This window comes from Pseudomonas sp. B21-048 (assembly GCF_024748615.1).
GTDB lineage: Bacteria > Pseudomonadota > Gammaproteobacteria > Pseudomonadales > Pseudomonadaceae > Aquipseudomonas.
This window is the reverse complement of the sequence record NZ_CP087168.1, coordinates 4,548,296-4,573,610: the sequence shown is the minus strand read 5'-3', so window position 1 is coordinate 4,573,610 and position 25,315 is coordinate 4,548,296. Positions and strand designations below refer to the sequence as shown.

The 25,315-nt window shown below is 59.7% G+C and carries 23 protein-coding genes; 17 read left to right on the top strand and 6 right to left on the bottom strand.

The genetic code is table 11. The features are described 5' to 3' along the window. The first annotated feature begins 23 nt into the window (after positions 1-23). From lptF to pdxJ, 8 genes are all read left to right on the top strand, one after another. A complete protein-coding gene (lptF, locus tag LOY56_RS21365; protein ID WP_258617008.1) occupies positions 24-1,142 on the top strand; it encodes an LPS export ABC transporter permease LptF in 1,119 nt (372 codons plus the stop codon). Beyond that, positions 1,135-2,196 carry an LPS export ABC transporter permease LptG gene (lptG, locus tag LOY56_RS21360; RefSeq protein ID WP_258617007.1) on the top strand — a complete coding sequence of 354 codons (1,062 nt, stop codon included), beginning with the start codon at positions 1,135-1,137 and terminating at the stop codon, positions 2,194-2,196. The genes lptF and lptG overlap by 8 nt, the downstream gene beginning before the upstream one ends. Positions 2,197-2,367: 171 nt before the next feature. Continuing rightward, the gene (lepA, locus tag LOY56_RS21355; protein WP_258617006.1) at positions 2,368-4,167 is read left to right on the top strand and encodes a translation elongation factor 4; all 1,800 of its coding nucleotides are present in this window, start codon (positions 2,368-2,370) and stop codon (positions 4,165-4,167) included. A 5-nt stretch (positions 4,168-4,172) separates the two neighbouring features. Continuing rightward, positions 4,173-5,027, top strand: a complete 855-nt coding sequence (gene lepB / locus LOY56_RS21350; RefSeq protein ID WP_258617005.1) for a signal peptidase I — start codon at positions 4,173-4,175, stop codon at positions 5,025-5,027. Between the two features lie 184 nt (positions 5,028-5,211). After that, entirely contained in the window at positions 5,212-5,901 is a 690-nt protein-coding gene (gene rnc / locus LOY56_RS21345) for a ribonuclease III (RefSeq protein ID WP_007905528.1), read from the top strand. Beyond that, positions 5,894-6,796 (top strand): GTPase Era, encoded by a 903-nt coding sequence (era, locus tag LOY56_RS21340; protein ID WP_258617004.1) that lies wholly within the window; start codon positions 5,894-5,896, stop codon positions 6,794-6,796. The genes rnc and era overlap by 8 nt, the downstream gene beginning before the upstream one ends. Positions 6,797-6,967: 171 nt before the next feature. Continuing rightward, complete coding sequence (recO, locus tag LOY56_RS21335; protein ID WP_258617003.1) at positions 6,968-7,657, top strand: DNA repair protein RecO; 690 nt, start codon at positions 6,968-6,970, stop codon at positions 7,655-7,657. A gap of 81 nt (positions 7,658-7,738) precedes the next feature. Further along, positions 7,739-8,485, top strand: coding sequence for a pyridoxine 5'-phosphate synthase (pdxJ, locus tag LOY56_RS21330; protein WP_258617002.1), 747 nt, complete (start codon positions 7,739-7,741; stop codon positions 8,483-8,485). An 11-nt stretch (positions 8,486-8,496) separates the two neighbouring features. Here the strand turns inward: pdxJ and mltF are convergent, their stop codons facing one another. Then, positions 8,497-9,957, bottom strand: a complete 1,461-nt coding sequence (mltF, locus tag LOY56_RS21325) for a membrane-bound lytic murein transglycosylase MltF (protein WP_258617001.1) — start codon at positions 9,955-9,957, stop codon at positions 8,497-8,499. A gap of 274 nt (positions 9,958-10,231) precedes the next feature. On the opposite strand from mltF, the gene purL reads away from it, so the two are divergent. Continuing rightward, a complete protein-coding gene (gene purL, locus LOY56_RS21320) occupies positions 10,232-14,128 on the top strand; it encodes a phosphoribosylformylglycinamidine synthase (RefSeq protein WP_258617000.1) in 3,897 nt (1,298 codons plus the stop codon). Positions 14,129-14,133: 5 nt separating this feature from the next. Next, entirely contained in the window at positions 14,134-14,445 is a 312-nt protein-coding gene (locus LOY56_RS21315) for a YqfO family protein (RefSeq protein WP_038981681.1), read from the top strand. A gap of 224 nt (positions 14,446-14,669) precedes the next feature. On the opposite strand, the gene LOY56_RS21310 is transcribed toward LOY56_RS21315, so the two are convergent. Continuing rightward, a complete protein-coding gene (locus LOY56_RS21310) occupies positions 14,670-15,173 on the bottom strand; it encodes a murein L,D-transpeptidase family protein (protein ID WP_258616999.1) in 504 nt (167 codons plus the stop codon). A gap of 65 nt (positions 15,174-15,238) precedes the next feature. Then, complete coding sequence (locus LOY56_RS21305) at positions 15,239-15,790, bottom strand: NUDIX hydrolase (RefSeq protein ID WP_258616998.1); 552 nt, start codon at positions 15,788-15,790, stop codon at positions 15,239-15,241. Between the two features lie 146 nt (positions 15,791-15,936). Between LOY56_RS21305 and LOY56_RS21300 the strand changes: the two genes are divergently transcribed. The 5 genes from LOY56_RS21300 (at position 15,937) to purT (ending at position 19,325) form a co-directional block, all read left to right on the top strand. Next, a complete protein-coding gene (locus LOY56_RS21300) occupies positions 15,937-16,536 on the top strand; it encodes a CoA pyrophosphatase (RefSeq protein WP_258616997.1) in 600 nt (199 codons plus the stop codon). A 63-nt stretch (positions 16,537-16,599) separates the two neighbouring features. Continuing rightward, on the top strand, positions 16,600-17,124 hold the full coding sequence (locus tag LOY56_RS21295) for a gamma carbonic anhydrase family protein (RefSeq protein WP_258616996.1): 525 nt from the start codon (positions 16,600-16,602) through the stop codon (positions 17,122-17,124). Beyond that, complete coding sequence (locus LOY56_RS21290) at positions 17,121-17,336, top strand: DUF1289 domain-containing protein (RefSeq protein ID WP_258616995.1); 216 nt, start codon at positions 17,121-17,123, stop codon at positions 17,334-17,336. Before LOY56_RS21295 ends, LOY56_RS21290 begins: the two co-directional genes overlap by 4 nt. Positions 17,337-17,584: 248 nt before the next feature. Then, a complete protein-coding gene (locus tag LOY56_RS21285) occupies positions 17,585-18,052 on the top strand; it encodes a preQ0 transporter (RefSeq protein ID WP_258616994.1) in 468 nt (155 codons plus the stop codon). Positions 18,053-18,143: 91 nt separating this feature from the next. Beyond that, complete coding sequence (purT, locus tag LOY56_RS21280) at positions 18,144-19,325, top strand: formate-dependent phosphoribosylglycinamide formyltransferase (RefSeq protein ID WP_258616993.1); 1,182 nt, start codon at positions 18,144-18,146, stop codon at positions 19,323-19,325. Between the two features lie 118 nt (positions 19,326-19,443). Here purT and LOY56_RS21275 read toward each other — a convergent pair whose 3' ends face one another. The 3 genes from LOY56_RS21275 to LOY56_RS21265 all read right to left on the bottom strand — a co-directional run bounded on the left by LOY56_RS21275 (position 19,444) and on the right by LOY56_RS21265 (position 23,222). Then, complete coding sequence (locus tag LOY56_RS21275; protein WP_258616992.1) at positions 19,444-20,760, bottom strand: MFS transporter; 1,317 nt, start codon at positions 20,758-20,760, stop codon at positions 19,444-19,446. A 395-nt stretch (positions 20,761-21,155) separates the two neighbouring features. Then, positions 21,156-22,397 (bottom strand): transporter associated domain-containing protein, encoded by a 1,242-nt coding sequence (locus LOY56_RS21270; RefSeq protein WP_258616991.1) that lies wholly within the window; start codon positions 22,395-22,397, stop codon positions 21,156-21,158. Positions 22,398-22,409: 12 nt separating this feature from the next. Beyond that, a complete protein-coding gene (locus LOY56_RS21265; RefSeq protein ID WP_258616990.1) occupies positions 22,410-23,222 on the bottom strand; it encodes an inner membrane protein YpjD in 813 nt (270 codons plus the stop codon). A 210-nt stretch (positions 23,223-23,432) separates the two neighbouring features. Between LOY56_RS21265 and ffh the strand changes: the two genes are divergently transcribed. Both ffh and rpsP read left to right on the top strand, forming a co-directional pair. Then, positions 23,433-24,809: a signal recognition particle protein gene (ffh, locus tag LOY56_RS21260; RefSeq protein WP_258616989.1), complete on the top strand. Its 1,377-nt coding sequence runs from the start codon at positions 23,433-23,435 to the stop codon at positions 24,807-24,809. Positions 24,810-25,058: 249 nt separating this feature from the next. Further along, positions 25,059-25,310 (top strand): 30S ribosomal protein S16, encoded by a 252-nt coding sequence (rpsP, locus tag LOY56_RS21255; RefSeq protein ID WP_007944872.1) that lies wholly within the window; start codon positions 25,059-25,061, stop codon positions 25,308-25,310. Positions 25,311-25,315: the final 5 nt, after the last annotated feature.

Below are 25,315 nucleotides of genomic sequence, written 5' to 3'. Positions count from 1 at the left end.
CTGACAACCCTGGAGTGTCTGGTTTGATTGTCTTCCGTTATCTATCCCGCGAAGTCCTGTTGACCTTGAGCGCCGTCAGCGCCGTGCTGCTGGTCATCATCATGAGCGGACGCTTCATCAAATACCTCGCCCAAGCAGCCGCTGGCGCCCTGGATCCGGGCTCGCTGTTCCTGATCATGGGTTTTCGTCTGCCAGGTTTCCTGCAGTTGATCCTGCCTTTGGGGCTGTTTCTCGGCATCCTGCTGGCCTACGGTCGTCTGTACCTCGACAGCGAAATGACCGTGTTGTCGGCCACCGGCATGAGCCAGCAGCGGCTGTTTCGGATCACCCTGTTTCCGGCCACGCTGGTTGCGCTGGTGGTGGCTTGGCTGAGCCTGAGCCTGGCGCCACAAGGTGCCAACCAGTTCCAGCTGCTGCTGAACAAACAGGACGCACTGACTGAGTTCGATACCCTCGAACCAGGCCGCTTCCAGGCTTTGCGCGACGGTACCCGGGTGACCTACACCGAACAATTGTCGGATGACCGCATCAATCTGGGCGGCGTGTTCATTTCGCAAAAAAATGTTAATTCCGACAAAAAGGATCGGGGGATTTCCGTACTGGTGGCCGAGAAGGGCCGTCAGGAAATTCGCCCAGACGGCAATCGGTATCTGATCCTCGACAACGGCTACCGCTACGATGGTAATCCAGGTCAGGCCGATTACCGCGCCATCAAATACGAGGAATACGGCGTATTGCTACCCAAGCCTGATGTCAGCGACGAAGTGACCGACCGCGACGCGATGACCACTGGCTCCTTGCTGGGCAGCGACGACATCCGCTCGCGCACCGAACTGCAATGGCGTCTGTCTCTGCCGTTGCTGGTCTTCATCGTGACCCTGATGGCGGTGCCGCTGTCGCGGGTTAATCCGCGACAGGGCCGTTTCCTCAAGCTGCTGCCGGCGATTCTTCTTTATATGGCTTACCTGACCATCCTGATTGCCGCTCGCGGTGCCCTCGAAAAGGGCAAGATCCCGCCGGCATTGGGCTTGTGGTGGGTGCATGCGATCTTCCTGGTCATTGGCCTGGGCTTGCTCTATTGGGAGCCGCTGCGCTTGAAGATGGCGAGTCGCCGCAGTGCGTTGGAGGTGGCCCGTGGATAAGCTCGACCGCTACATTGGTAGCAGCGTATTCATCGCGATCCTGGCCGTACTCGGAATCATCCTCGGTCTGGCCACGCTGTTTGCCTTCATCGATGAGATGAGCGAAGTCAGCGATACCTACACCTTGATGGACGTTTTGAGCTACGTCTTGCTGACTGCACCACGCCGTCTGTACGACATGTTGCCGATGGCGGCGCTGATCGGTTGTCTGATCGGCCTCGGCAGCCTGGCCAGCCACAGCGAGCTGACCATCATGCGCGCCGCGGGCGTGTCGCTCGGTCGAATCGTCTGGGCCGTCATGAAGCCGATGCTGCTTTTGATGGCGGTGGGGCTGTTGATCGGCGAATACGTCGCGCCAGCCACGGAAGTTACCGCTCAGGCAAACCGTTCACTGGCCCAGGGCAGTGGTGACGCGCAAAGCGCCAAGCACGGTCTGTGGCACCGTCAGGGTGACGAGTTCATTCACGTCAACTCCGTACAACCCAATGGTCTGCTGTACGGCGTGACCCGTTATCGCTTCGACGATCAACGCCACATGCTGTCTTCGAGCTTCGCCAAGCGCGCGGAATTCGACACGGATCACTGGCAACTGAGCGACGTCACGACCACGTTGTTCCATGACAAGAGCACCGAAGTGGTGACAGCCCCGGTCGAGCGCTGGGAGGTGGCCCTGAGCCCGCAACTGCTGAGCACTGTGGTGATGGCGCCTGAGTCTCTCTCGATCACCGGTCTGTGGAGTTACATCCACTACCTGGCTGACCAGGGCCTGAGCAACGGTCGTTACTGGCTGGCGTTTTGGGTCAAGGTGTTGCAGCCACTGGTGACCGCTGCATTGGTGTTGATGGCGATTTCCTTCATCTTCGGCCCGCTGCGGTCGGTGACCCTCGGTCAGCGGGTCTTTACCGGTGTGCTGGTGGGCTTCACCTTCCGCATCGTCCAGGATTTGTTGGGGCCATCGAGCCTGGTATTCGGTTTCTCGCCGCTGTTTGCGGTGCTGGTACCGGCTGGAGTCTGTGCCCTGGCCGGGGTCTGGTTGTTGCGCCGGGCCGGTTGATCGCGGGTTATTCCCGACATTGCTTGTCACTCAAAACGCCCCTGTCGCAAGACCGGGGCGTTTTTGTACGCGCCGTCTGACCTGCGAACGTGACGCTTGCGCCGTGGATCAGGTACAATTCCCGGCTATTTTTCGGCGGGCTATGCCTGCAGCCTTTTTGAGTGTTGATCCGTGAGTGATTTGAGTCATATCCGCAATTTCTCCATCATCGCCCACATTGACCATGGCAAGTCGACGCTGGCCGATCGCTTCATCCAGATGTGCGGCGGCCTTGCCGAGCGCGAAATGGAAGCCCAGGTACTGGACTCCATGGACCTGGAGCGTGAACGCGGGATCACCATCAAGGCCCACAGCGTTACCCTTTATTACACCGCTCGCGATGGCATCAAATACCAGCTGAACTTCATTGACACCCCCGGCCACGTTGACTTCACCTACGAAGTCAGCCGGTCGCTGGCGGCCTGTGAAGGTGCGTTGCTGGTGGTCGATGCCGGTCAGGGCGTTGAGGCGCAGTCGGTTGCCAACTGCTACACGGCGATTGAGCAGGGCCTGGAAGTCATGCCAGTCCTGAACAAGATCGACCTGCCACAGGCCGATCCAGAGCGCGTCAAAGAAGAAATCGAAAAAATCATCGGCATCGATGCCACTGACGCGGTCGAGTGCTCCGCCAAGACCGGTCTGGGCGTCGACGAAGTGCTCGAGCGTCTGGTGACCACCATTCCCGCGCCGACCGGCAACATCGAAGATCCGCTGCAAGCGTTGATCATCGACTCCTGGTTCGACAACTACCTGGGCGTTGTTTCCCTGGTACGCGTGCGTCACGGTCGCGTAAAGAAGGGCGACAAGATTCTGGTCAAGTCCACCGGCAAGATCCACCTGGTGGACAGCGTCGGCGTTTTCAACCCGAAACACACCGCCACCGTTGACCTGAAGGCCGGCGAAGTGGGCTTTATCATTGCCGGTATCAAGGACATTCACGGTGCACCGGTCGGTGACACCCTGACCTTGAGCTCCACGCCAGACGTTGATGTGCTTCCAGGCTTCAAACGCATTCAGCCGCAGGTGTACGCCGGTCTGTTCCCGGTCAGCTCCGACGACTTCGAAGATTTCCGTGAAGCGCTGCAAAAGCTCACCCTCAACGACTCGTCTCTGCAGTACACCCCGGAAAGCTCCGACGCACTGGGCTTCGGCTTCCGTTGCGGGTTCCTCGGCATGCTGCACATGGAAATCATCCAGGAGCGCCTGGAGCGCGAGTACGACCTGGACCTGATTACCACTGCGCCGACGGTAATTTTCGAGTTGTTGCTGAAAACCGGTGAAACGATTTACGTCGACAACCCGTCGAAGCTCCCGGACCTGTCGTCGATCGAAGACATGCGTGAACCGATCGTGCGGGCCAATATCCTTGTACCGCAAGAACACCTGGGTAACGTCATTACCCTGTGTATCGAAAAGCGTGGCGTGCAGCACGACATGCTGTTCCTCGGTACGCAAGTTCAAGTGACCTACGATTTGCCGATGAACGAAGTGGTCCTCGACTTCTTCGACCGTCTGAAGTCCACCAGCCGTGGCTACGCTTCGCTGGATTACCATTTCGATCGTTATCAATCAGCTAATCTTGTGAAACTGGATGTGCTGATTAACGGTGACAAGGTCGACGCCCTGGCGCTGATCGTGCACCGCGACAATGCGCACTACAAAGGTCGCCAGTTGACCGAGAAGATGAAAGAACTGATTCCGCGCCAGATGTTCGACGTGGCAATCCAGGCCGCCATTGGCGGTCAGATTGTGGCGCGTACAACCGTCAAGGCACTCAGAAAGAACGTATTGGCCAAATGCTACGGTGGTGACGTCAGCCGTAAGAAAAAGCTGCTGGAAAAGCAAAAGGCCGGTAAAAAACGCATGAAGCAGGTCGGTAACGTGGAGATTCCACAAGAAGCCTTCCTTGCAGTGCTCAGGTTGGATAGTTAGGTCCTATGTCACTAAATTTCCCGCTGTTGCTGGTCATCGCCGTGTTCGTCTGCGGCCTGCTGGCGTTGCTCGATCTGCTGTTCCTGGCGCCACGGCGCCGGGCTGCCATTAACTCTTACCAGGGTAGCGTCAGCCAGGCTGACATGGTGGTGGTCGAGAAACTGAACAAAGAGCCGTTGCTGGTCGAATACGGCAAGTCGTTCTTCCCGGTGTTGTTCATCGTGCTGGTGCTGCGTTCGTTCCTGGTGGAACCGTTCCAGATTCCTTCCGGTTCGATGAAACCGACCCTGGACGTCGGCGACTTCATTCTGGTGAACAAATTTTCTTACGGGATCCGCCTGCCGGTGATCGACAAGAAAGTCATCGAAATCGGTGATCCGCGGCGCGGCGATGTCATGGTGTTCCGCTACCCGAGCGACCCGAACGTCAATTACATCAAGCGTGTGGTCGGCCTGCCGGGTGACCAGATTCGCTATACCGCGGACAAGCGTCTGTTCGTCAACGGTGAGTCGATTGCCGAACAACTGGTCGGCTCCGAGCCGGGCACGTTGGGCAGTGCCGAGCTCTACAAGGAAAAACTCGGCGCCGCCGAGCACCTTATCCGCAAGGAAATGAGCCGCTACCGCGCAACGCCGGATCATTCGTGGACCGTGCCTGCCGGGCACTATTTCATGATGGGCGACAACCGCGACAACTCGAACGACAGTCGCTACTGGGATGATCCGAGTATTCCCAAGGATCTGCTGGGCATGGTTCCCGACAAGAACATTGTCGGCAAGGCCTTCGCAGTCTGGATGAGCTGGCCGGAACCCAAACTCAGTCACCTGCCGAATTTCTCGCGGGTTGGCCTGATCAAGTAATCACCCACGGCGCTGTTGAACACAGCGCCGAATGCATTTCTGGAACCGGCATAATCGGCGACAGAAGCATGAAAACAACGATATTCAGGACGTTATTTTTGAACACAGCGTTAATTGTCCCAAGCCTGCGCCGCACCACGGCGATGGCGGTGGAATCCAGCCACGAACTCAGCGTGGGTAAACCGTGAGCGTTTCCTTAAGCCGTCTAGAGCGTCAGCTCGGCTACACCTTCAAAGACCAGGAGCTGATGGTCCTGGCCTTGACTCACCGCAGCTTTGCCGGGCGCAACAATGAACGCCTGGAGTTCCTCGGTGATGCCATCCTCAACTTCGTCGCTGGCGAGGCGCTGTTCGATCGCTTCCCGCTGGCCCGCGAAGGCCAGTTGTCGCGTTTGCGCGCACGCCTGGTGAAAGGTGAGACTCTGGCCGTACTGGCCCGTGGTTTCGACCTGGGTGAATACCTGCGCCTGGGCTCCGGCGAATTGAAAAGCGGCGGTTTCCGTCGCGAGTCGATTCTGGCCGATGCCCTGGAAGCGCTGATTGGTGCGATTTATCTGGACGCCGGCATGGACATGGCGCGCGAGCGCGTGCTGGCCTGGCTGGCCGGAGAGTTCGAAGGCCTGACACTGGTCGACACCAACAAAGATCCGAAAACCCGCCTGCAGGAATTCCTGCAGTCGCGTGGTTGTGAGCTGCCGCGTTACGAAGTGGTGGATATCCAGGGTGAGCCGCATTGCCGAACGTTCTTCGTCGAATGTGAAATCATCTTACTGAATGAAAAAAGCCGAGGTCAGGGTGTGAGTCGTCGTATTGCCGAACAGGTAGCGGCCGCCGCAGCACTGATTGCCCTGGGTGTGGAGAATGGCAATGACTGAAACAACCGCAACGCGCTGTGGCTATGTTGCCATCGTCGGCCGTCCCAACGTGGGCAAGTCCACGCTGCTGAACCACATCCTCGGCCAGAAGCTGGCGATCACCTCGCGCAAGCCGCAGACCACCCGTCACAACATGCTCGGCATCAAGACCGAAGGCACCGTGCAGGCGATCTACGTCGACACCCCGGGCATGCACAAGGGCGGCGAAAAGGCCCTGAACCGTTACATGAACAAGACCGCTTCGGCGGCGTTGAAAGACGTTGACGTAGTGATTTTCGTGGTCGACCGCACCAAGTGGACCGACGAAGACCAGATGGTCCTCGAGCGCGTTCAGTACGTGACCGGCCCGCTGATCGTGGCGCTGAACAAGACCGACCGCATCGAAGACAAAGCCGAGCTGATGCCGCACCTGACCTGGTTGCAGGAGCAGCTGCCGAACGCGCAGATCATGCCGATCTCGGCCCAGCACGGGCATAACCTGGACACGCTGGAACGAGTGATCGCCGAGCACCTGCCGGAAAACGATCACTTCTTCCCGGAAGATCAGATCACTGACCGCAGCAGCCGCTTCCTCGCCGCCGAACTGGTGCGCGAGAAAATCATGCGCCAGTTGGGCGCCGAGCTGCCGTACCAGATCACTGTGGAAATCGAAGAGTTCAAGCAGCAGGGCAAAACCCTGCACATCCATGCCTTGATCCTCGTCGAACGTGACGGCCAGAAGAAAATCATCATTGGCGACAAGGGCGAGCGCATCAAACGCATCGGCACCGAGGCGCGCAAAGACATGGAGCTGCTGTTCGACTCCAAGATCATGCTTAACCTGTGGGTCAAGGTTAAGGGCGGCTGGTCCGATGACGAGCGTGCGTTGCGTTCGCTGGGTTACGGCGACCTGTAAACCCGGTCTGCGCTGCACCGTCGAACCCTGTGGGAGCGGGCTTGCCCGCGATGAGGATGTAGCATTCAGCAGAGATGTTGAATGTAAGTCCGCCATCGCGGGCAAGCCCGCTCCCACATTGGTTTTGGTTGTTTGTAGAACTGCGCTCCTTCATTGAGAACTGCGATTTCCATGTCCCCAACCCAACCCATCGGCCAACCCGCGTACGTCCTTCACTCCCGCGCCTACCGCGAAAGCAGCGCGCTAGTGGATTTCCTTACGCCGCAAGGTCGGCTGCGAGCGGTGTTGCGTAGCGCGCGGGGCAAGGCCGGGACGTTGGCACGGCCGTTCGTGCCGCTCGAAGTCGAGTTTCGGGGGCGGGGTGAACTGAAGAATGTCGGTCGCATGGAAAGCGCCGGTGTTTCCACCTGGCTCAACGGCGAGGCGCTGTTCAGCGGCCTCTACCTCAATGAATTGCTGATTCGCCTGTTGCCCGCTGAAGACCCTCATCCCGCGGTCTTCGATCACTACGCCGCGACCTTGCTCGCCCTGGCCGAAGGCCGTCCGCTGGAGCCGTTGCTGCGCTCCTTCGAATGGCGTCTGCTTGACGACCTTGGTTACGGTTTCGCGCTGAACGCCGACATCCACGGCGACCCCATTGCGCCGGATGGCCTCTATCGCTTGCAAGTGGATGCAGGCCTGGAGCGGGTCTATCTGCTGCAACCGGGTCTGTTCAACGGCTCTGAACTGCTGGCCATGGCCGATGCCGACTGGTCCGCGCCCGGTGCGTTGTCCGCTGCCAAGCGCCTAATGCGTCAGGCATTGGCCGTTCATCTGGGCGGGCGCCCTCTCGTCAGTCGCGAGTTGTTTCGCAAGCCGTAGAACTGTTGATGCTTGCGTCAACAGACCCTGTCTCCCCGTGTATGCTGTGCACCGAACTTTCCCTTCTTCAGGAGCGCTTCCGTGACCACCAGCAATCGCATTCTTCTTGGCGTGAACATCGACCACGTTGCCACCCTGCGTCAGGCCCGGGGCACTCGCTACCCGGATCCGGTCAAGGCAGCGCTGGATGCGGAAGAGGCGGGCGCTGATGGCATCACCGTGCATCTGCGCGAAGACCGCCGACACATTCAGGAGCGCGATGTACTGCTGCTCAAGGACGTGCTGCAAACCCGCATGAACTTCGAAATGGGCGTTACCGAAGAAATGATGGCGTTCGCCGAACGCATTCGCCCGGCGCACATTTGCCTGGTGCCGGAAACCCGTCAGGAACTGACCACCGAAGGCGGTCTGGACGTGGCAGGGCAGGAGGCGCGAATCAAGGCAGCGGTGGATCGCCTGGCGAAGATCGGCTGTGAGGTGTCGCTGTTCATCGACGCGGACGAGCGGCAGATCGAAGCCTCCCGCCGCGTCGGTGCGCCAGCCATTGAATTGCACACTGGACGTTATGCGGATGCCGACACGCCGACTGCAGTGGCCGAGGAGCTGAAGCGCGTGGCCGATGGCGTGGCATTCGGCCTGGCCCAAGGCCTGATCGTTAACGCCGGTCACGGTCTGCATTACCACAACGTCGAGGCTGTTGCGGCGATCAAGGGCATCAACGAACTGAACATCGGCCATGCATTGGTGGCTCATGCGTTGTTCGTCGGGTTCAAGTCGGCGGTGTCGGAGATGAAGGCGCTGATTCTGGCTGCCGCTTCCAAGGCTTAAGATCTTTTGCTTTAAAGCGGTGGGGTTTCCTGGCTCGGCTTGGTCTTGTCGACCCCCGGCACATGCAGGTTGCCCTCCGCGATCTGATTGCCTTCCAGCTGCGGCTGCGTGACCCAGGTCAGGATGTCGTAGTAACGGCGGATGTTCGCCACGAAATGCACCGGCTCGCCGCCCCGGGCGTAGCCGTAACGGGTTTTGCTGAACCACTTTTTCTCGGAAAGACGCGGCAGGATTTTCTTCACGTCCAGCCACTTGTCCGGGTTCAGTCCTTCCTTGGCCGCCAGTTTGCGTGCGTCATCCAGGTGGCCGCTGCCGACGTTGTAGGCTGCCAGTGCGAACCACGTACGATCCGGCTCCTGGATCGACTCGTCCAATTGATCCTTCATGTAGGCCAAGTACTTCGCACCACCCATGATGCTTTGTTTGGGGTCAAGGCGATTGGATACGCCCATTGCTTGCGCCGTGTTCTGGGTCAGCATCATCAATCCGCGTACGCCGGTCTTGGACGTGACCGCCGCTTGCCACAGTGATTCCTGATAGCCGATCGCCGCCAGCAGGCGCCAGTCGACTTTTTCTTTCTTGGCGTACGCCTTGAAGTGCTGTTCGTATTTTGGCAGCCGTTGCTGCAAGTGCTGGGCGAAGGTGGTAGCGCCCATGTAACCGAGTACATCGACGTGGCCGTAGTAACGATCTTTCAGACGTTGCAGGGTGCCGTTTTTCTTCACCTTGTCGAGGTAGGTGTTGATCTCGTTGAGCAGGCTGTTGTCTTCGCCAGCAGCCACGGCCCAGCTCTGATTGCTGGCGTCACCAAGATCGAAGGCGACCCGCACGTTGGGGAAGTAGACTTGGTTCATCGCGACTTCGTTGGAATCGACCAAGGTCAGATCGATCTGGGCTTCGTCGACCATGCGCAGCAAGTCGACCACTTCAACCGCGTCGGACTCTTCGTATTCAATGCCGGGATATTTCTTTTTCAGCTCTGCCAATTGCTCGGCGTGAGTGCTGCCCTTGAGCACCATGATCTTCTTGCCGACCAGATCGCCCGCGTCGGTCGGCCGTGACTGGCCGTTGCGGTAGATGATCTGTGGGGTGACTTCGAGGTAGGAGTGGGAAAATCGCACCTGTTTTTTGCGTTGCTCGCTGCTGACCAGGCCGGCAGCCGCCAGCACCGGGCCATTGGGCTTGCCCACCTGACTGAACAGGTCGTCGAGGTTGTCGGCGGTTTCGATCTTGAGTTCGACCCCCAGATCGTCGGCGAAGTGCTTCACCAGCTCATATTCGAAGCCGGTCTCACCGTTGCGATCCTGAAAGTAGGTTGCGGGACTGTTACGGGTAACCACCCGCAGCACGCCATCCTCCTTTACGCGCTCCAGCGTGTTGGGTTTATCAACACAGCCACTGAGCATCAGGAAGAGTCCGGTTGCGATCAGCCATTTGGCGTACCGCGGACGCAAAGCCGTTGGGGAAAACATCTGCGCAGTATACGCAAAGGACCACGAGCGCCATATCTCGACAGTGAAGGGGTTGTCTGATAGGCAACTGAAAACCGCTTCAGAGCCCGCAGGAATGGGCCCGAACAGCATTTTGTGACAGAAAAAATAACCCTCGGCGCGCACCTGTTCAAGGCCCGAATACCCGGCCCGACGTTCGGGTGCAGCCATGCGTAGCGTTTCGGGTGATGTCGCGGGCAGTTTAGGCTAGAATGCACGGCCTCAAAGCACACCCCTTCCCGAGGCTGTCCCGAAGATGTTGATCCTGCGCGGCGCTCCTGCCCTTTCTGCCTTTCGCCACAGCAAACTCCTTGAGCAACTGAGCCAGAAGGTCCCGGCTGTCAGCAGCCTGTATGCTGAATTCGCTCACTTCGCCGAAGTGACCGGCGTCCTGACCGGCGACGAACAGCAGGTGCTCGCGCGCCTTCTGAAGTACGGCCCAAGCGTTCCAGTACAAGAGCCAACCGGTCGTCTGTTTCTGGTGTTGCCACGTTTTGGCACCATCTCGCCGTGGTCCAGTAAAGCCAGCGATATCGCTCGCAACTGCGGCCTGACCAAGATCCAGCGCCTGGAGCGCGGTATCGCGTTCTACGTCGCCGGCCAGTTCAGCGACGCCGAAGCGCAGCTGATCTCGGACGCGCTGCATGACCGTATGACCCAGATCGTCCTCGGTAACCTCGAACAAGCCGCCGGCCTGTTCAGCCACGCCGAACCCAAGCCCCTGACCGCGATCGACGTGTTGGGGGGCGGCCGCGCCGCGCTGGAAAAAGCCAACACCGAGCTGGGCCTGGCCCTGGCCGAAGACGAGATCGACTATCTGGTCGCAGCCTTCGTCGGCTTGAAGCGCAACCCGCACGACATCGAACTGATGATGTTTGCCCAGGCGAACTCCGAGCACTGCCGTCACAAGATCTTCAACGCCAGTTGGGACATCGACGGTCAGAGCCAGGAAAAAAGCCTGTTCGGCATGATCAAGAACACCTACGTGATGCACAGCGAAGGCGTTCTGTCGGCTTATAAGGACAACGCTTCGGTGATCGTCGGTAACGTCGCCGGCCGTTTCTTCCCGGACCCTGAAACCCGCCAGTACGGCGCGGTACAGGAGCCGGTGCACATCCTGATGAAAGTCGAAACTCACAACCACCCGACCGCGATTGCCCCGTTCCCGGGCGCGTCCACCGGTTCTGGTGGCGAGATTCGCGACGAAGGCGCAACCGGTCGCGGCGCCAAGCCAAAGGCTGGCCTGACGGGTTTCACCGTGTCCAACCTGCAAATCCCGGGCTTCGAACAGCCGTGGGAAGTGCCGTACGGCAAGCCTGAGCGCATCGTTACCGCGCTGGACATCATGATCGAAGGCCCACTGGGTGGCGCCGCGTTCAACAACGAATTCGGCCGTCCGGCCCTGACCGGCTACTTCCGTACCTTCGAACAATCGATCACCACCCCGCGTGGCGACGAAGTTCGCGGTTACCACAAGCCGATCATGCTGGCTGGCGGTATGGGTAACATCCGTGCCGAACACGTGCAGAAAGGCGAGATCACCGTTGGCTCCAAGCTGATCGTGCTCGGCGGCCCGGCCATGCTCATCGGCCTGGGCGGCGGCGCGGCTTCCTCCATGGCCACCGGCACCAGTTCGGCGGATCTGGACTTTGCATCCGTACAGCGCGAAAACCCGGAAATGGAACGTCGCTGCCAGGAAGTCATCGACCGTTGCTGGCAGTTGGGTGAACACAACCCGATCAGCTTCATCCATGACGTTGGCGCGGGCGGTCTGTCCAACGCCTTCCCGGAACTGGTCAACGACGGCAATCGTGGCGGTCGCTTCGAACTGCGCAACATTCCAAACGACGAACCGGGCATGGCCCCGCACGAAATCTGGAGTAACGAATCCCAGGAACGCTACGTTCTGGCAGTCGGCCCGGCGGACTTCGAGCGCTTCCAGGCGATCTGCGAACGTGAGCGTTGCCCGTTTGCCGTGGTCGGCGAAGCCACTGCCGAACCGCAACTGACCGTGACCGATAGCCACTTCGGCAACAGCCCGGTGGACATGCCGCTCGAAGTGCTGCTGGGCAAAGCCCCGCGCATGCACCGTTCGGCCGTTCGCGAAAACGAGCTGGGCGACGATTTCGATCCGTCGACCCTTGAGATCGCCGACTGCGTCGAGCGCGTTCTGCATCACCCGGCCGTGGCCAGCAAAAGCTTCCTGATCACCATCGGCGACCGCACCATCACCGGCCTCGTGGCCCGTGATCAGATGGTCGGCCCGTGGCAGGTTCCGGTGGCCGACGTTGCCGTCACCGCCACCAGCTTCGACGTCTACACCGGCGAAGCCATGGCCATGGGCGAGCGGACTCCGCTGGCACTGCTGAACGCTCCGGCGTCGGGCCGCATGGCCATCGGCGAAACCCTGACCAACATCGCCGCCTCGCGCATCGCCAAGATCTCCGACATCAAACTGTCGGCGAACTGGATGTCCGCCGCCGGTCACCCGGGTGAAGACGCGCGTCTGTACGACACCGTGAAAGCGGTCGGCATGGAACTGTGCCCTGAGCTGGGCATCACCATTCCGGTGGGCAAGGACTCGATGTCCATGGCCACCCGCTGGAGCGACGAAGGCGTCGACAAGACTGTGACTTCGCCGATGTCGCTGATCGTGACCGGCTTTGCGCCGGTGGCGGACATCCGTCAGACCCTGACCCCGCAACTGCGCATGGACAAAGGCACCACCGACCTGATCCTGATCGACCTCGGTCGTGGCCAGAACCGTATGGGCGCTTCGATCCTCGCTCAGGTTCACGGCAAGCTCGGCAAGCAGGCACCGGACGTCGATGACGCCGAAGACCTGAAAGCCTTCTTCGCCGTGATCCAGGGTCTCAACGCCGACGGTCACTTGCTGGCTTACCATGACCGTTCCGACGGTGGTCTGCTGACCAGCGTGGTGGAAATGGCCTTTGCCGGCCACTGCGGTCTGAGCCTGAGCCTCGACGGTCTGGCAGAAACCTCCGCCGACATCGCCGCGATCCTGTTCAACGAAGAGCTGGGTGCCGTGATCCAGGTTCGCCAGGACGCCACTCCAGACATCCTCGCGCAGTTCAGCGCTGCCGGTTTGGGCGACTGCGTGTCGGTGATCGGTCAGCCAATGAACAACGGCGAGATCAGCATCACTTTCAACGGCGATACCGTGTTTGAAGGTCAGCGTCGTCTGCTGCAACGTCAGTGGGCCGAGACCAGCTACCAGATCCAGCGTCTGCGTGATAATGCCGACTGCGCCGAACAAGAGTTCGACGTGCTGCTGGAAGAAGACAACCCGGGCCTGAGCGTCAAGCTCAGCTACGACGTCAATCAGGACGTCGCCGCGCCTTACATCAAGAAAGGCATTCGCCCACAGGTTGCCGTACTGCGTGAGCAGGGCGTCAACGGTCAGGTGGAAATGGCGGCCGCGTTCGATCGCGCCGGTTTCAACGCGATCGACGTGCACATGAGCGACATTCTGGCCGGCCGTGTCGACCTGAACGAGTTCAAAGGTCTGGTGGCTTGCGGCGGTTTCTCGTACGGCGACGTACTGGGTGCCGGCGAAGGCTGGGCCAAGTCCGCGCTGTTCAACAGCCGCGCTCGCGATGCTTTCCAGGGTTTCTTCGAGCGTAACGACAGCTTCACCCTCGGCGTGTGCAACGGTTGCCAGATGATGTCCAACCTGCACGAACTGATCCCGGGCAGCGAGTTCTGGCCGCACTTCGTGCGTAACCGTTCCGAGCAGTTCGAAGCTCGCGTGGCGATGGTACAGATCCAGGAGTCGAACTCGATCTTCCTGCAAGGCATGGCCGGTTCGCGCATGCCGATCGCCATCGCGCACGGTGAAGGCCATGCCGAATTCGCTAGCGAAGAAGCGCTGCTGGAAGCCGATCTGTCGGGTTGCGTGGCGATGCGTTTCGTCGACAACCACGGCAAGGTCACCGAAAACTACCCGGCCAACCCGAACGGCTCGCCGCGCGGGATCACCGGTTTGACCAGCCGTGACGGTCGCGTGACCATCATGATGCCGCACCCGGAGCGTGTATTCCGCGCCGTGCAGAACTCGTGGCGTTCGGAAGACTGGAACGAAGACGCACCTTGGATGCGTATGTTCCGTAATGCTCGCGTGTGGGTTAACTAAGCGCCGTGTACAAGCTCAGTTTTTTTGTTCCGGCCAGTCATGTCGAGGTGGTCAAGAGTGCTGTGTTCGCTGCCGGTGGCGGGCGGATCGGGGCTTATGATCACTGTGCGTGGCAGGTGTTCGGGTTGGGTCAGTTTCGTCCACTGGATGGCAGTCAGCCGTTTATTGGTGAAGCGGGGCAGGTCGAGCAGGTTGAGGAATGGAAGGTTGAGCTTGTGGTCAGCGATGAGTTGATTCGGGCGGTGGTGGTGGCTCTCAAAGAGAGCCATCCCTATGAGACGCCGGCTTACGAGGTGTGGCGGTTGGAGGATTTCTGATCTTTCTGGACCGCTGAAATGAAAAACCCGCTGAAAGTGATTTCAGCGGGTTTTTTGTTGTGCTGGATTTGCCCCCCGTAAGAGCTGCCGAAGGCTGCGATCTTTTGATCCTGGCTCCATTTGTAGGAGCGAGGCTTGCCCGCGAAGACTGACTCTCAGCCGCCAAAAATCCAAACCTTGGCACTCACCCCAGAGCGTGGGAACGATCAACGAATCTGGGAGATTTACGGACGAATCTCGATCATCGTCCCATCCGGTACCAACCCCCAAACCTCGCGCATGTCCATGTTGCGCATGGCGATGCAGCCGTCAGTCCAGTCCAGCGTATGGAACAAGTCTTCGGGGTTGTCTTCAGTGTCCGGTGTGCCATGGATCATGATCATGCCGCCAGGCTCGACGCCTTCGCGCCGGGCGCGGGCGGAGTCGCTGATATTAGGGTAGGAAATGTGCATCGCCAGGTTGAAACGGTCGCTGATCTTGCGCCAGTCCACCCAATAGAAGCCTTCGGGGGTGCGTTTGTCGCCCTCCATCAGCTTCGGCCCCTTGGGGCGTTTGCCCAGGGAAATGCGATAGGTCTTGATCGGCTTGCCATCATTGATCAATTGCAATTGATGGGCTGATTTGAGAACCAGAACTTTTTCGATGACCCTGCCGTCCAGCGTTTCCGCGGAGGAAGCCTGGGTGACAGCGACGAACGATAAGCAAAAAAGAGCAAGCAACCAGCGCATTGAAACGATATCCCTAAGAGGTGTCGCGACTATTTATTTTATAGGTGCTTTTATGGGGAGGAGCTTTAAATGATGGCAGGCTGGACCAGCGGCGGGATCGATTCGGACCGCACGGGGTAGACCTCGGTCCGCCGGTCTGCGAAGAAGTATTCTAAGGTACGGCCCACTGTACGGAAAGCCAGTTCGCTCCAAGGAATATCGGCTTCTTCGAACAGCTGCACTTCCAGGCTCTCGGGGCCCGCGGAAAAATCCAGGTCCACCAGCTCTGCGCGAAAAAATACATGCACCTGGCTGATGTGTGGCACGTCGATCAGCGTATAGATGCTCAGGTTGCGGACCCGGGCGCAGGCTTCTTCGGCAGTCTCGCGAATGGCGGCCTGCTCGATGGTCTCACCGTTTTCCATGAACCCGGCGGGCAGGGTCCAGTAACCGAGCCGTGGCTCGATGGCGCGACGGCACAGCAACACCTTCGAACCCCAGGTCGGCACACAACCGGCGACAATATTGGGGTTCTGGTAATGGATGGTATGACAGCTATCGCAGACAAAACGCAGGCGCGAATCGCCTTCGGGAATGCGCTGGGTCACCGGGTTGCCGCATTGGCTGCAAAATTTCATGCTTGGGTTCCTGAATGCTGCGCCTATCTTGGCGTGCAGCGGTGTCGGTCGGCAAGTTGTCGTTTCGCGACATGAGGCTGTTCGGGGCTTGGGCGGCCGATGCGATTGGTGCATGATGCAGGGTAAGGCACAGATCGAGAAGACTCATGCTGGACGAGCTACTGCACCGGGTAAGCAATCACACGCCGCGTACGCTGGAAACCGACCGACGTTTCCCCGAGGCCGCGGTATTGTTGCCCATCACGCGCAGTGACGAACCGGAGCTGGTCCTGACCCTTCGCGCCAGCGGGCTCTCGACCCATGGCGGCGAAGTCGCCTTCCCCGGCGGTCGACGCGACCCCGAAGACCCTGACCTGATTTTTACCGCCCTGCGCGAAGCCGAAGAAGAAATCGGCCTGCCGCCGGGGCTGGTCGAAGTGATCGGCCCGCTGAGCCCGCTGATCTCCCTGCACGGCATCAAGGTCACGCCCTATGTTGGCGTCATTCCGGATTTCGTCGAATACCAAGCCAACGATGCCGAGATCGCCGCGGTGTTCAGCGTGCCGCTGGAGTTCTTTCGCAAGGACCCGCGCGAGCACACCCACCGCATCGATTACCAGGGCCACAGTTGGTACGTGCCGAGCTACCGCTATGGCGAGTACAAGATCTGGGGGCTGACGGCGATCATGATCGTCGAATTGATCAACCTGCTCTATGACACGAAAATCAGTCTGCATCAGCCGCCCAAAAGTTTTATCAAAACTTGAAGCCATCGCGCGTATGGCATGAACCCGTGAACCCACGGCAGTCTGAGCCCTGAGGACAATAAGATGAAATACCGCCTGGGCGACGCCCGCGTCGACACCCATCCGCAGAGTTGGGTTGCACCCAATGCCGTGCTAGTGGGCAAGGTCAAGCTGGAAGAGGGCGCCAACGTCTGGTTCAGCGCCGTGTTGCGTGGCGACAACGAATTGATCCTGATCGGCAAGAACAGCAACGTGCAGGACGGCACCGTGATGCACACCGACATGGGCTACCCGCTGACCATTGGCACTGGCGTGACCATCGGCCACAACGCCATGCTCCACGGCTGCACGGTGGGCGATTACAGCCTGATCGGTATCAACGCGGTGATTCTCAACGGCGCGAAAATCGGCAAGAACTGCATTATCGGCGCCAACTCGCTGATCGGCGAGGGCAAGGAGATTCCGGATGGTTCGCTGGTCATGGGCTCACCGGGCAAAGTCGTACGTGAGTTGACCGAGCCGCAAAAGAAGATGCTCGAAGCCAGCGCTGCGCACTATGTGCATAACTCGCAGCGTTATGCCCGCGATCTGGTCGAGCAGGAAGAATGAGCATCATTGAACGACCCGTCCCGTCGCCGTGCGTGAGCATTTGTGCGCTGGATGAGGATGACATTTGCACCGGGTGTCAGCGCACGGTGGAAGAAATCACCCGTTGGAGCCGGATGGACAACGCAGAGCGGCGCAAGGTGTTGGGGTTGTGTCATGAGCGGGCGAAGTCGAGTGGGTTGATCTGGATGTTGCCTTCCAAGTCCGATTCCTGAATTTTTGTGGTTAGCGCGGCTTTTGTGGCGAGGGGGCTTGCCCCCGTTGCGTTGCGAGGCGGCGCTAAACCTGCGACCTCATTCTTTCAGTCGTATGGCGTTTGGCGATTTTACGACTGCTGCGCAGCCGAACGGGGCGATGCGGCGTTCCGACAAGCCCCCTCGCCACAAAACTCCCTCGCCACAGGTGATCTGTGTGCTGAAGATGAAGTACCCTGAGCCCCAAATTGACAGGTATCCCCCGCCCCATGTTCTTCCTGATCGCCTACATCAGCAGCGTCGTGCTGATCAACTACGCTTTTTCCTCCGCCCCGCACCTGGACATCATCTGGTCGGCCTGGGGTGGTCTGGTGTTCGTGCTGCGCGACATGGTGCAAACCCGCTTTGGCCACGGCGCGATCGCGGCGATGTTGGTGGCGTTGATACTGTCCTACGTCACTTCCGACCCGTCCATCGCACTGGCCAGTGCCATCGCATTCGCCGTGTCCGAGGGCATCGACTGGCTGGTGTTCAGCATTTCCAAGCGTCCATTGCATGATCGCCTGTGGATAAGTTCGGCGCTGAGCATCCCGCTGGACACCTTCATCTTCTTCGGCATGATCGATGCATTCACTCCGGCCGTGATCCTCACCGCCATGGGCTCGAAGTTCGCCGGTGTGACAGTCGTATGGTTGATCATGGCCTGGCGCTTGCGTAATCAGGCCGTCGTCAGCTGAAGCCAAACCCTCAGGTTCATGTAAAATGCCGCGCTTTCTCCCCCATGGGAAGCGCGCTTCCCTCGATGATCCGCTTCTTTGAGGACCTGAGATGACCCGTATCGGAACTCCATTGTCGCCAACCGCGACCCGCGTATTGCTGTGTGGCTGTGGTGAGTTGGGCAAGGAGGTGGTGATCGAGTTGCAACGCTTGGGCGTTGAAGTGATTGCCGTCGATCGCTACGCCAATGCGCCGGCCATGCAAGTCGCCCATCGCAGCCATGTGATCAACATGCTCGACGGCGCAGCCCTGCGTGCCGTGATCGAAGCCGAGAAACCGCACTTCATCGTGCCGGAAATCGAAGCCATCGCCACCGTGACCCTGGTGGAGCTGGAGTCCGAAGGCTTCACTGTGATCCCGACCGCTCGCGCCGCACAGCTGACCATGAACCGCGAAGGCATCCGTCGCCTGGCCGCTGAAGAGCTGGGCCTGCCGACGTCGCCGTACTACTTCGCCGACACCTTCGAGGACTACAACAAGGCTGTCGAAGATCTGGGGTTCCCATGCGTGGTCAAACCGGTCATGAGTTCCTCGGGCAAAGGCCAGAGCCTGCTGCGCAGCGTCGATGACGTTCAGAAGGCCTGGGATTACGCTCAAGAAGGTGGCCGCGCCGGTAAAGGCCGCGTGATCATCGAAGGCTTCATCGACTTCGACTACGAAATTACCCTGCTGACCGTGCGTCACGTTGGCGGTACCACGTTCTGCGCACCGGTTGGCCATCGCCAGGAAAAAGGTGACTACCAGGAATCCTGGCAGCCACAAGCCATGAGCCCGGTTGCGCTGGCTGAATCCGAGCGCGTTGCCAAAGCGGTGACCGAAGCCTTGGGTGGCCGTGGTTTGTTTGGCGTCGAACTGTTCATCAAAGGTGATCAGGTCTGGTTCAGCGAAGTATCGCCGCGCCCGCATGACACCGGTCTAGTGACCCTGATTTCCCAGGACCTGTCGCAGTTCGCGCTGCACGCACGGGCAATCCTGGGCCTGCCGATCCCATTGATTCGTCAGTTCGGGTCTTCGGCTTCGGCGGTGATTCTGGTGGAAGGGCAGTCGACTCAGACCGCATTCGCCAATTTAGGCGCTGCGCTGAGCGAGCCGGATACGGCGTTGCGTCTGTTCGGCAAGCCTGAGGTCAATGGCCAGCGCCGGATGGGTGTGGCGTTGGCGCGTGATGAGTCGATCGAGGCCGCACGGGCGAAAGCGACCCGTGCTTCTCAGGCTGTTGTTGTAGAGCTGTAAACTTCCTCTCTGATCGTTCCCACGCTCTGCGTGGGAATGCAGCCCGGGACGCTCTGCGTCCCCAAAGCGGACGCGGAGCGTCCGTTGAGGCATTCCCACGCAGAGCGCGGGAACGAGCTTATGAGACTCGATTCAAATCGTTATGCCGCGTCTCCTTCAGGCACAGCACCGCGATCAAACTCAACACTGCCGCTCCCGAAACATACCCGCCGACATAACTCAAACCGCCCATCGCCACCAGTTTTTGCGCAAAGAACGGCGCGGCCGAGGCCCCAACAATACCGCCCAGGTTGTAGGCGGCCGATGCGCCGGTATAGCGCACGTGGGTCGGAAACAGCTCTGGCAGCAGCGCGCCCATCGGCGCAAACGTCACGCCCATCAAAAACAGTTCGATGCACAGGAACAGCGCCACGCCCCAGGTCGAGCCTTGGGTCAGCAGCGGCTCCATCAGGAATCCGGACAGAATCGCCAACGCGCCACCGATGATCAGCACCGGTTTACGCCCGAAACGATCACTCGCCCAAGCTGACAACGGTGTTGCGGCCGCCATGAACAGCACGGCGAAACACAGCAGGGCGAGGAAGGTTTCGCGGGTGTAGCCGAGCGTCGACACACCGTAGCTCAGCGAAAACACCGTCGAGATGTAGAACAGCGCATAACACACCACCATCGCCCCGGCACCCAGCAACATAGGCGCCCAGTATTGGCTGAACAGCTCGACCAACGGAATCTTCACCCGTTCCTGGCGAGCCATGGCGTTGGCGAACACCGGGGTTTCGTGGAGCTTGAGGCGCACATACAGGCCGACCATTACCAGAGCGGCACTGAGCAGGAACGGAATCCGCCAGCCCCACGAACGGAATTGCTCGTCGTTCAGGCTCATGGCCAGGATCAGAAACAGGCCGTTGGCCGCTAGAAACCCGATCGATGGACCGAGTTGCGGGAACATGCCGTACCAGGCGCGCTTGCCTTTGGGCGCGTTCTCCGTGGCCAGCAATGCGGCGCCGCCCCATTCACCGCCGAGCCCCAAGCCTTGGCCGAAGCGCAGCACGCAAAGCAGGATCGGCGCCCAGGCGCCAATGCTGTCGTAACCCGGCAGCACGCCAATCAGCGTGGTACACACGCCCATCAATAGCAGGGAAGCGACCAGTGTCGATTTACGCCCGATGCGGTCACCGAAGTGGCCGAACAGCGCCGAACCCAGTGGCCGCGCAAGGAAGGCGATACCGAAGGTGAGGAACGCCGACAGCATCTGGGCGGTGCCGGAGGTTTGCGGAAAAAACACCGGCCCGATCACCAGCGCTGCCGCAGTGGCATAGACGTAGAAGTCGTAGAACTCGATAGCCGTGCCGATGAAGCTCGCGGTGGCGACTCGGGTGGCGGAGTTGGTCGGTTGTGCAGGCGTGGTTTCGGTATACGTCGTGCTGGTCGTCATGCGGTAATCCCTGACAGTCATGTGCCCCAGTGGAGCGAATTATTATGGTCGAATACCCAGGGATGTGGGTGGAGACACGGTCGCTGTTCAAGGTAGGAACAGTCGTCGCAATGGTGCGGATATTGTCGATGAACTAGCCGGAACCTGCTGCATGCGGGGTAAGCACGTGATTCGGCCGGGAGCTTGGGTAAGCGACTTGATTATAGGAAGGCGGCTAATGATTCAACAAGCAACTTGAAGGATGCGATGGCTTTTGTGGCGCGGGAGCTTGCTCCCGCTCGGGCGCGTAGCGGCCGCAAACGGCTGAATGCATTCTTTCAGGATAATCGCGATGTCTGTGATCGGGCCTGCTTCGCAGCCCAGCGGGAGCAAGCTCGCTCGCCACAGCGATCGTGTCAGATTTTGGAAAGGGCAGGCGCTGAGCTGGTATGCCAGATCAGCACCCGCGTGACGCGATTGTCTTCCGTCTCCAAAATCTCCAGCCGATAACGCCCGATCTTCAGGCACACCGCGCTGTCCGGAATTGTTTCCAGCGCCTCGGTCACTAACCCGTTGAGGGTTTTCGGGCCATCGCTGGGCAGGTGCCAGCCAAGGCTTTTGTTCAGCTCGCGAATCGACGCCGCACCCTCGATGACCAAACGCCCATCGGCCAGCGGGTGGATGTGCGGGTTATCCAGGCTGTGCTGGCTTTCGAACTCGCCGACGATTTCTTCGAGAATGTCTTCCAGGGTCACGATGCCCAGCACTTCGCCGTATTCGTCGACCACCATGCCCAAACGCCGCTGCTGTTTGTGGAAGTTCAACAATTGCAGTTGCAACGGCGTGCTTTCCGGTACGAAGTACGGTTCGTGACTGGCTGCCAGCAGCGCTTCCAGGGTCAGGCTTGAATCCGGCAGCAAATGACGGATCTGCCGGGTGTTGAGCACCGCTTCGACCTGGTTGATGTCGCTGTGAAAGACCGGCAGGCGGGTGCGCCTGTTGTGGCGCAGTTGCTCGATGATTTCTTCGAGGGGGTCGTCCAGGTTGATTCCAGCGACCTCACTGCGCGGCACCAGAATATCGTTGACCGTGATGTTATCCAGCGCGTGGATACCTGACAGCGAATGCGGGCGGCAAGCCGCGTGTTCGTGATCGTCGTGCCGATTTGCCGGTGCCTCGTCTTCGCTTTGCTGCACCACATTGATTTTGCGGGCGAATGGTCGCATCAGCAGTTGGCTGATGGCATTGAGGAGCCAGGCAGCCGGGTAGACAATCTTCAAGGGTATGCCGAGCAGTGTATTACCCAGGGTCAGGACGGCATCCGGATAGCGCACGGCAAGGGTGCGCGGCAGATAGTCGGCGAACACCAGCAGCACCGCGCTGGCACCGAGGCAGGCAATCCATGGACCGTTTTGTGCCCAGGTGAAAATCGCCAGCAAGGTGCTGATGACCACCACCAGTGCGCGGCACAGGGTGTTGCAGAGGATCAGGCTGCTGAGTGGGAAACTCAGTTTGACCACGGGTTTGTCGCTCGAGCGCGAGGCTGTTCGCTGGGCCAGCAAGTGCTGATGCGCAACTTCGATGGCGGTAAACAGCCCTGACCATAAAATCAGCAGGGCCAGCACCGCGAGCATCGGCCCTATGGGCAAGTCGTCCATTAATGCCGCCCGTCAGATATGCAGAATGTATTCGCGGACCAGCTTACTGCCGAAATACGCCAGCATCAGCAGGCAGAAACCGGCAAGGGTCCAGCGGATGGCTTTGTGTCCGCGCCAGCCGAGGCGGTTGCGCCCCCAAAGCAGCACGCTGAATACGATCCAGGCCAGGCACGCCAGCAGGGTTTTATGCACCAGGTGCTGGGCGAACAGGTTCTCGACGAACAGCCAGCCGGAGATCAACGACAACGACAGCAGGCTCCAGCCGGCCCAGAGAAAGCCAAACAGCAGGCTCTCCATGGTTTGCAGCGGCGGGAAGTTCTTGATCAGCCCGGACGGATGCTTGTGCTTGAGCTGATGGTCCTGAACCAGCAGCAACAACGCCTGGAACACCGCGATGGTAAACATGCCGTAAGCGAGGATCGACAAGAGGATGTGGGCGAGAATGCCCGGCTCTTCATCAATGATCTGCACCGTGCCGGCGGGGGCGAACTGTGCCAGCAGCACGGTGGCGGCGCCCAGCGGGAACAGTAATAGCAGCAGGTTTTCCACCGGAATCCGCGAGCAGGCCAGCAGGGTCAGGGCAATGACCGCCGCGGCGATCAGGCTGGCGGCGCTGAAAAAGTCCAGGGCCAGGCCGATCGGTGTCAGCAGATAGCTAATCAGGCTGGCGCTATGGGCCAGCAAGGCCAGCACGCCGAGCGTGACCAGCAGGCGCTTGTTCGCCTTGGCGCCGGTGGCCAGACGAGTGCCCTGATAGAGGGTCGCAGCGGCATATAAGCAGGCGGCGGCGAGGGTGGTAAGCAAACTGGGTGACAAGGGGAGCATAAATCCTGTTAGGCAAGCCCGAAAGGCGCTGAGTTTGGCATAGAACCCCCACGGCACGAAAGACCATGCAACCTGACGGCGAGGTGTCCGCCAGGCGCAGTCTTCGCTATAATCCGCGACCTGCCCACGCCGCAGGCTCGCCGAGCACATGTTTATTCCGGTCTGGGCCGCCATTATCCCGGTCTACACAGGGCCTGAAAGGATCGCGCAATGTTTGAAAACTTAACCGACCGTCTCTCGCAGACGCTGCGCCATGTCACCGGCAAGGCCAAGCTGACCGAAGACAACATCAAAGACACCCTGCGCGAAGTGCGCATGGCGTTGCTCGAAGCCGACGTCGCCTTGCCGGTGGTCAAAGACTTCGTCAACTCGGTCAAGGAACGCGCTGTTGGCACCGAGGTGTCGCGCAGCCTGACGCCGGGCCAGGCCTTCGTGAAAATCGTCCAGGCCGAACTCGAAAGCCTGATGGGCGCGGCCAACGAAGACTTGAACCTGAGCGCCGTTCCTCCTGCTGTCGTATTGATGGCCGGTTTGCAGGGTGCGGGTAAAACCACCACCGCCGGCAAGCTCGCGCGCTTCCTTAAAGAGCGCAAGAAGAAGTCGGTCATGGTCGTGTCCGCGGACGTTTACCGTCCAGCGGCGATCAAGCAGCTGGAAACCCTGGCCAACGACATCGGCGTGACGTTCTTCCCGTCCGACCTGAGCCAGAAGCCGGTCGACATCGCGCAAGCCGCTATTAAAGAAGCCAAACTGAAATTCATCGACGTGGTCATCGTCGATACCGCCGGTCGTCTGCACATCGACGAAGAGATGATGGGCGAGATCAAGGCGCTGCACGCCGCGATCAACCCGGTCGAAACCCTGTTCGTGGTTGATGCCATGACCGGCCAGGACGCCGCCAATACGGCCAAGGCGTTCGGCGATGCACTGCCGCTGACCGGTGTGATTTTGACCAAGGTCGACGGCGATGCCCGTGGCGGTGCCGCGCTGTCGGTACGTGCCATCACCGGCAAACCGATCAAGTTCATCGGTATGGGCGAGAAGAGCGAAGCGCTCGAACCGTTCCACCCTGAGCGTATTGCTTCGCGCATCCTCGGCATGGGCGATGTGCTCAGCCTGATCGAGCAGGCCGAAGCGACGCTCGACAAGGACAAAGCCGACAAGCTTGCTAAAAAGTTGAAGAAGGGCAAGGGCTTCGATCTCGAAGACTTCCGCGATCAGCTGCAACAGATGAAGAACATGGGCGGCCTCGGCGGCCTCATGGACAAACTGCCTAACATCGGCGGCGTGAACCTGGCGCAAATGGGCAGCGCCCAGGGTGCGGCAGAGAAGCAGTTCAAGCAGATGGAAGCCATCATCAACTCCATGACCCCGGCCGAGCGCCGCGACCCTGAGCTGATCAGTGGTTCGCGCAAGCGTCGGATCGCCATGGGTTCCGGCACTCAGGTGCAGGACATCGGTCGCTTGATCAAGCAGCACAAGCAGATGCAGAAGATGATGAAGAAATTCTCCGCGAAAGGCGGAATGGCCAAAATGATGCGCGGCATGGGCGGTATGTTGCCCGGCGGCGGCATGCCGAAAATGTAAAGTATTCACGCAAGGGCTTGCCCTTGCATCTCCCACATGGAAGTGGGATCTCCAGCAAACCCGCACTTGGCGGGAGCTGACTGGCCGTTTTCAACGACGGCTCTATAGCAAATCTGGATGGCGACTGAAAGGTCGCCGGAAAAAGACATTTGCAAAAGTCCGGATATTCCTTAGAATATGCGGCCTTTCGGGCACCTATGCCCGCTGTGCCTTTAGATTTGCAGCACCGACTACAGGAACGATGTTCACATGCTAACAATCCGTCTTGCCCTTGGCGGCTCCAAAAAGCGCCCGTTTTACCACTTGACCGTAACCGACAGCCGCAACCCGCGCGACGGTTCGCACAAGGAACAGGTTGGTTTCTTCAACCCTGTTGCTCGTGGTCAGGAAGTTCGTCTGTCCGTGAACCAAGAGCGCGTAGCCTACTGGCTGAGCGTTGGTGCACAACCTTCTGAGCGTGTTGCTCAGTTGTTGAAGGACGCGGCTAAGGCTGCGGCCTGAGCAAT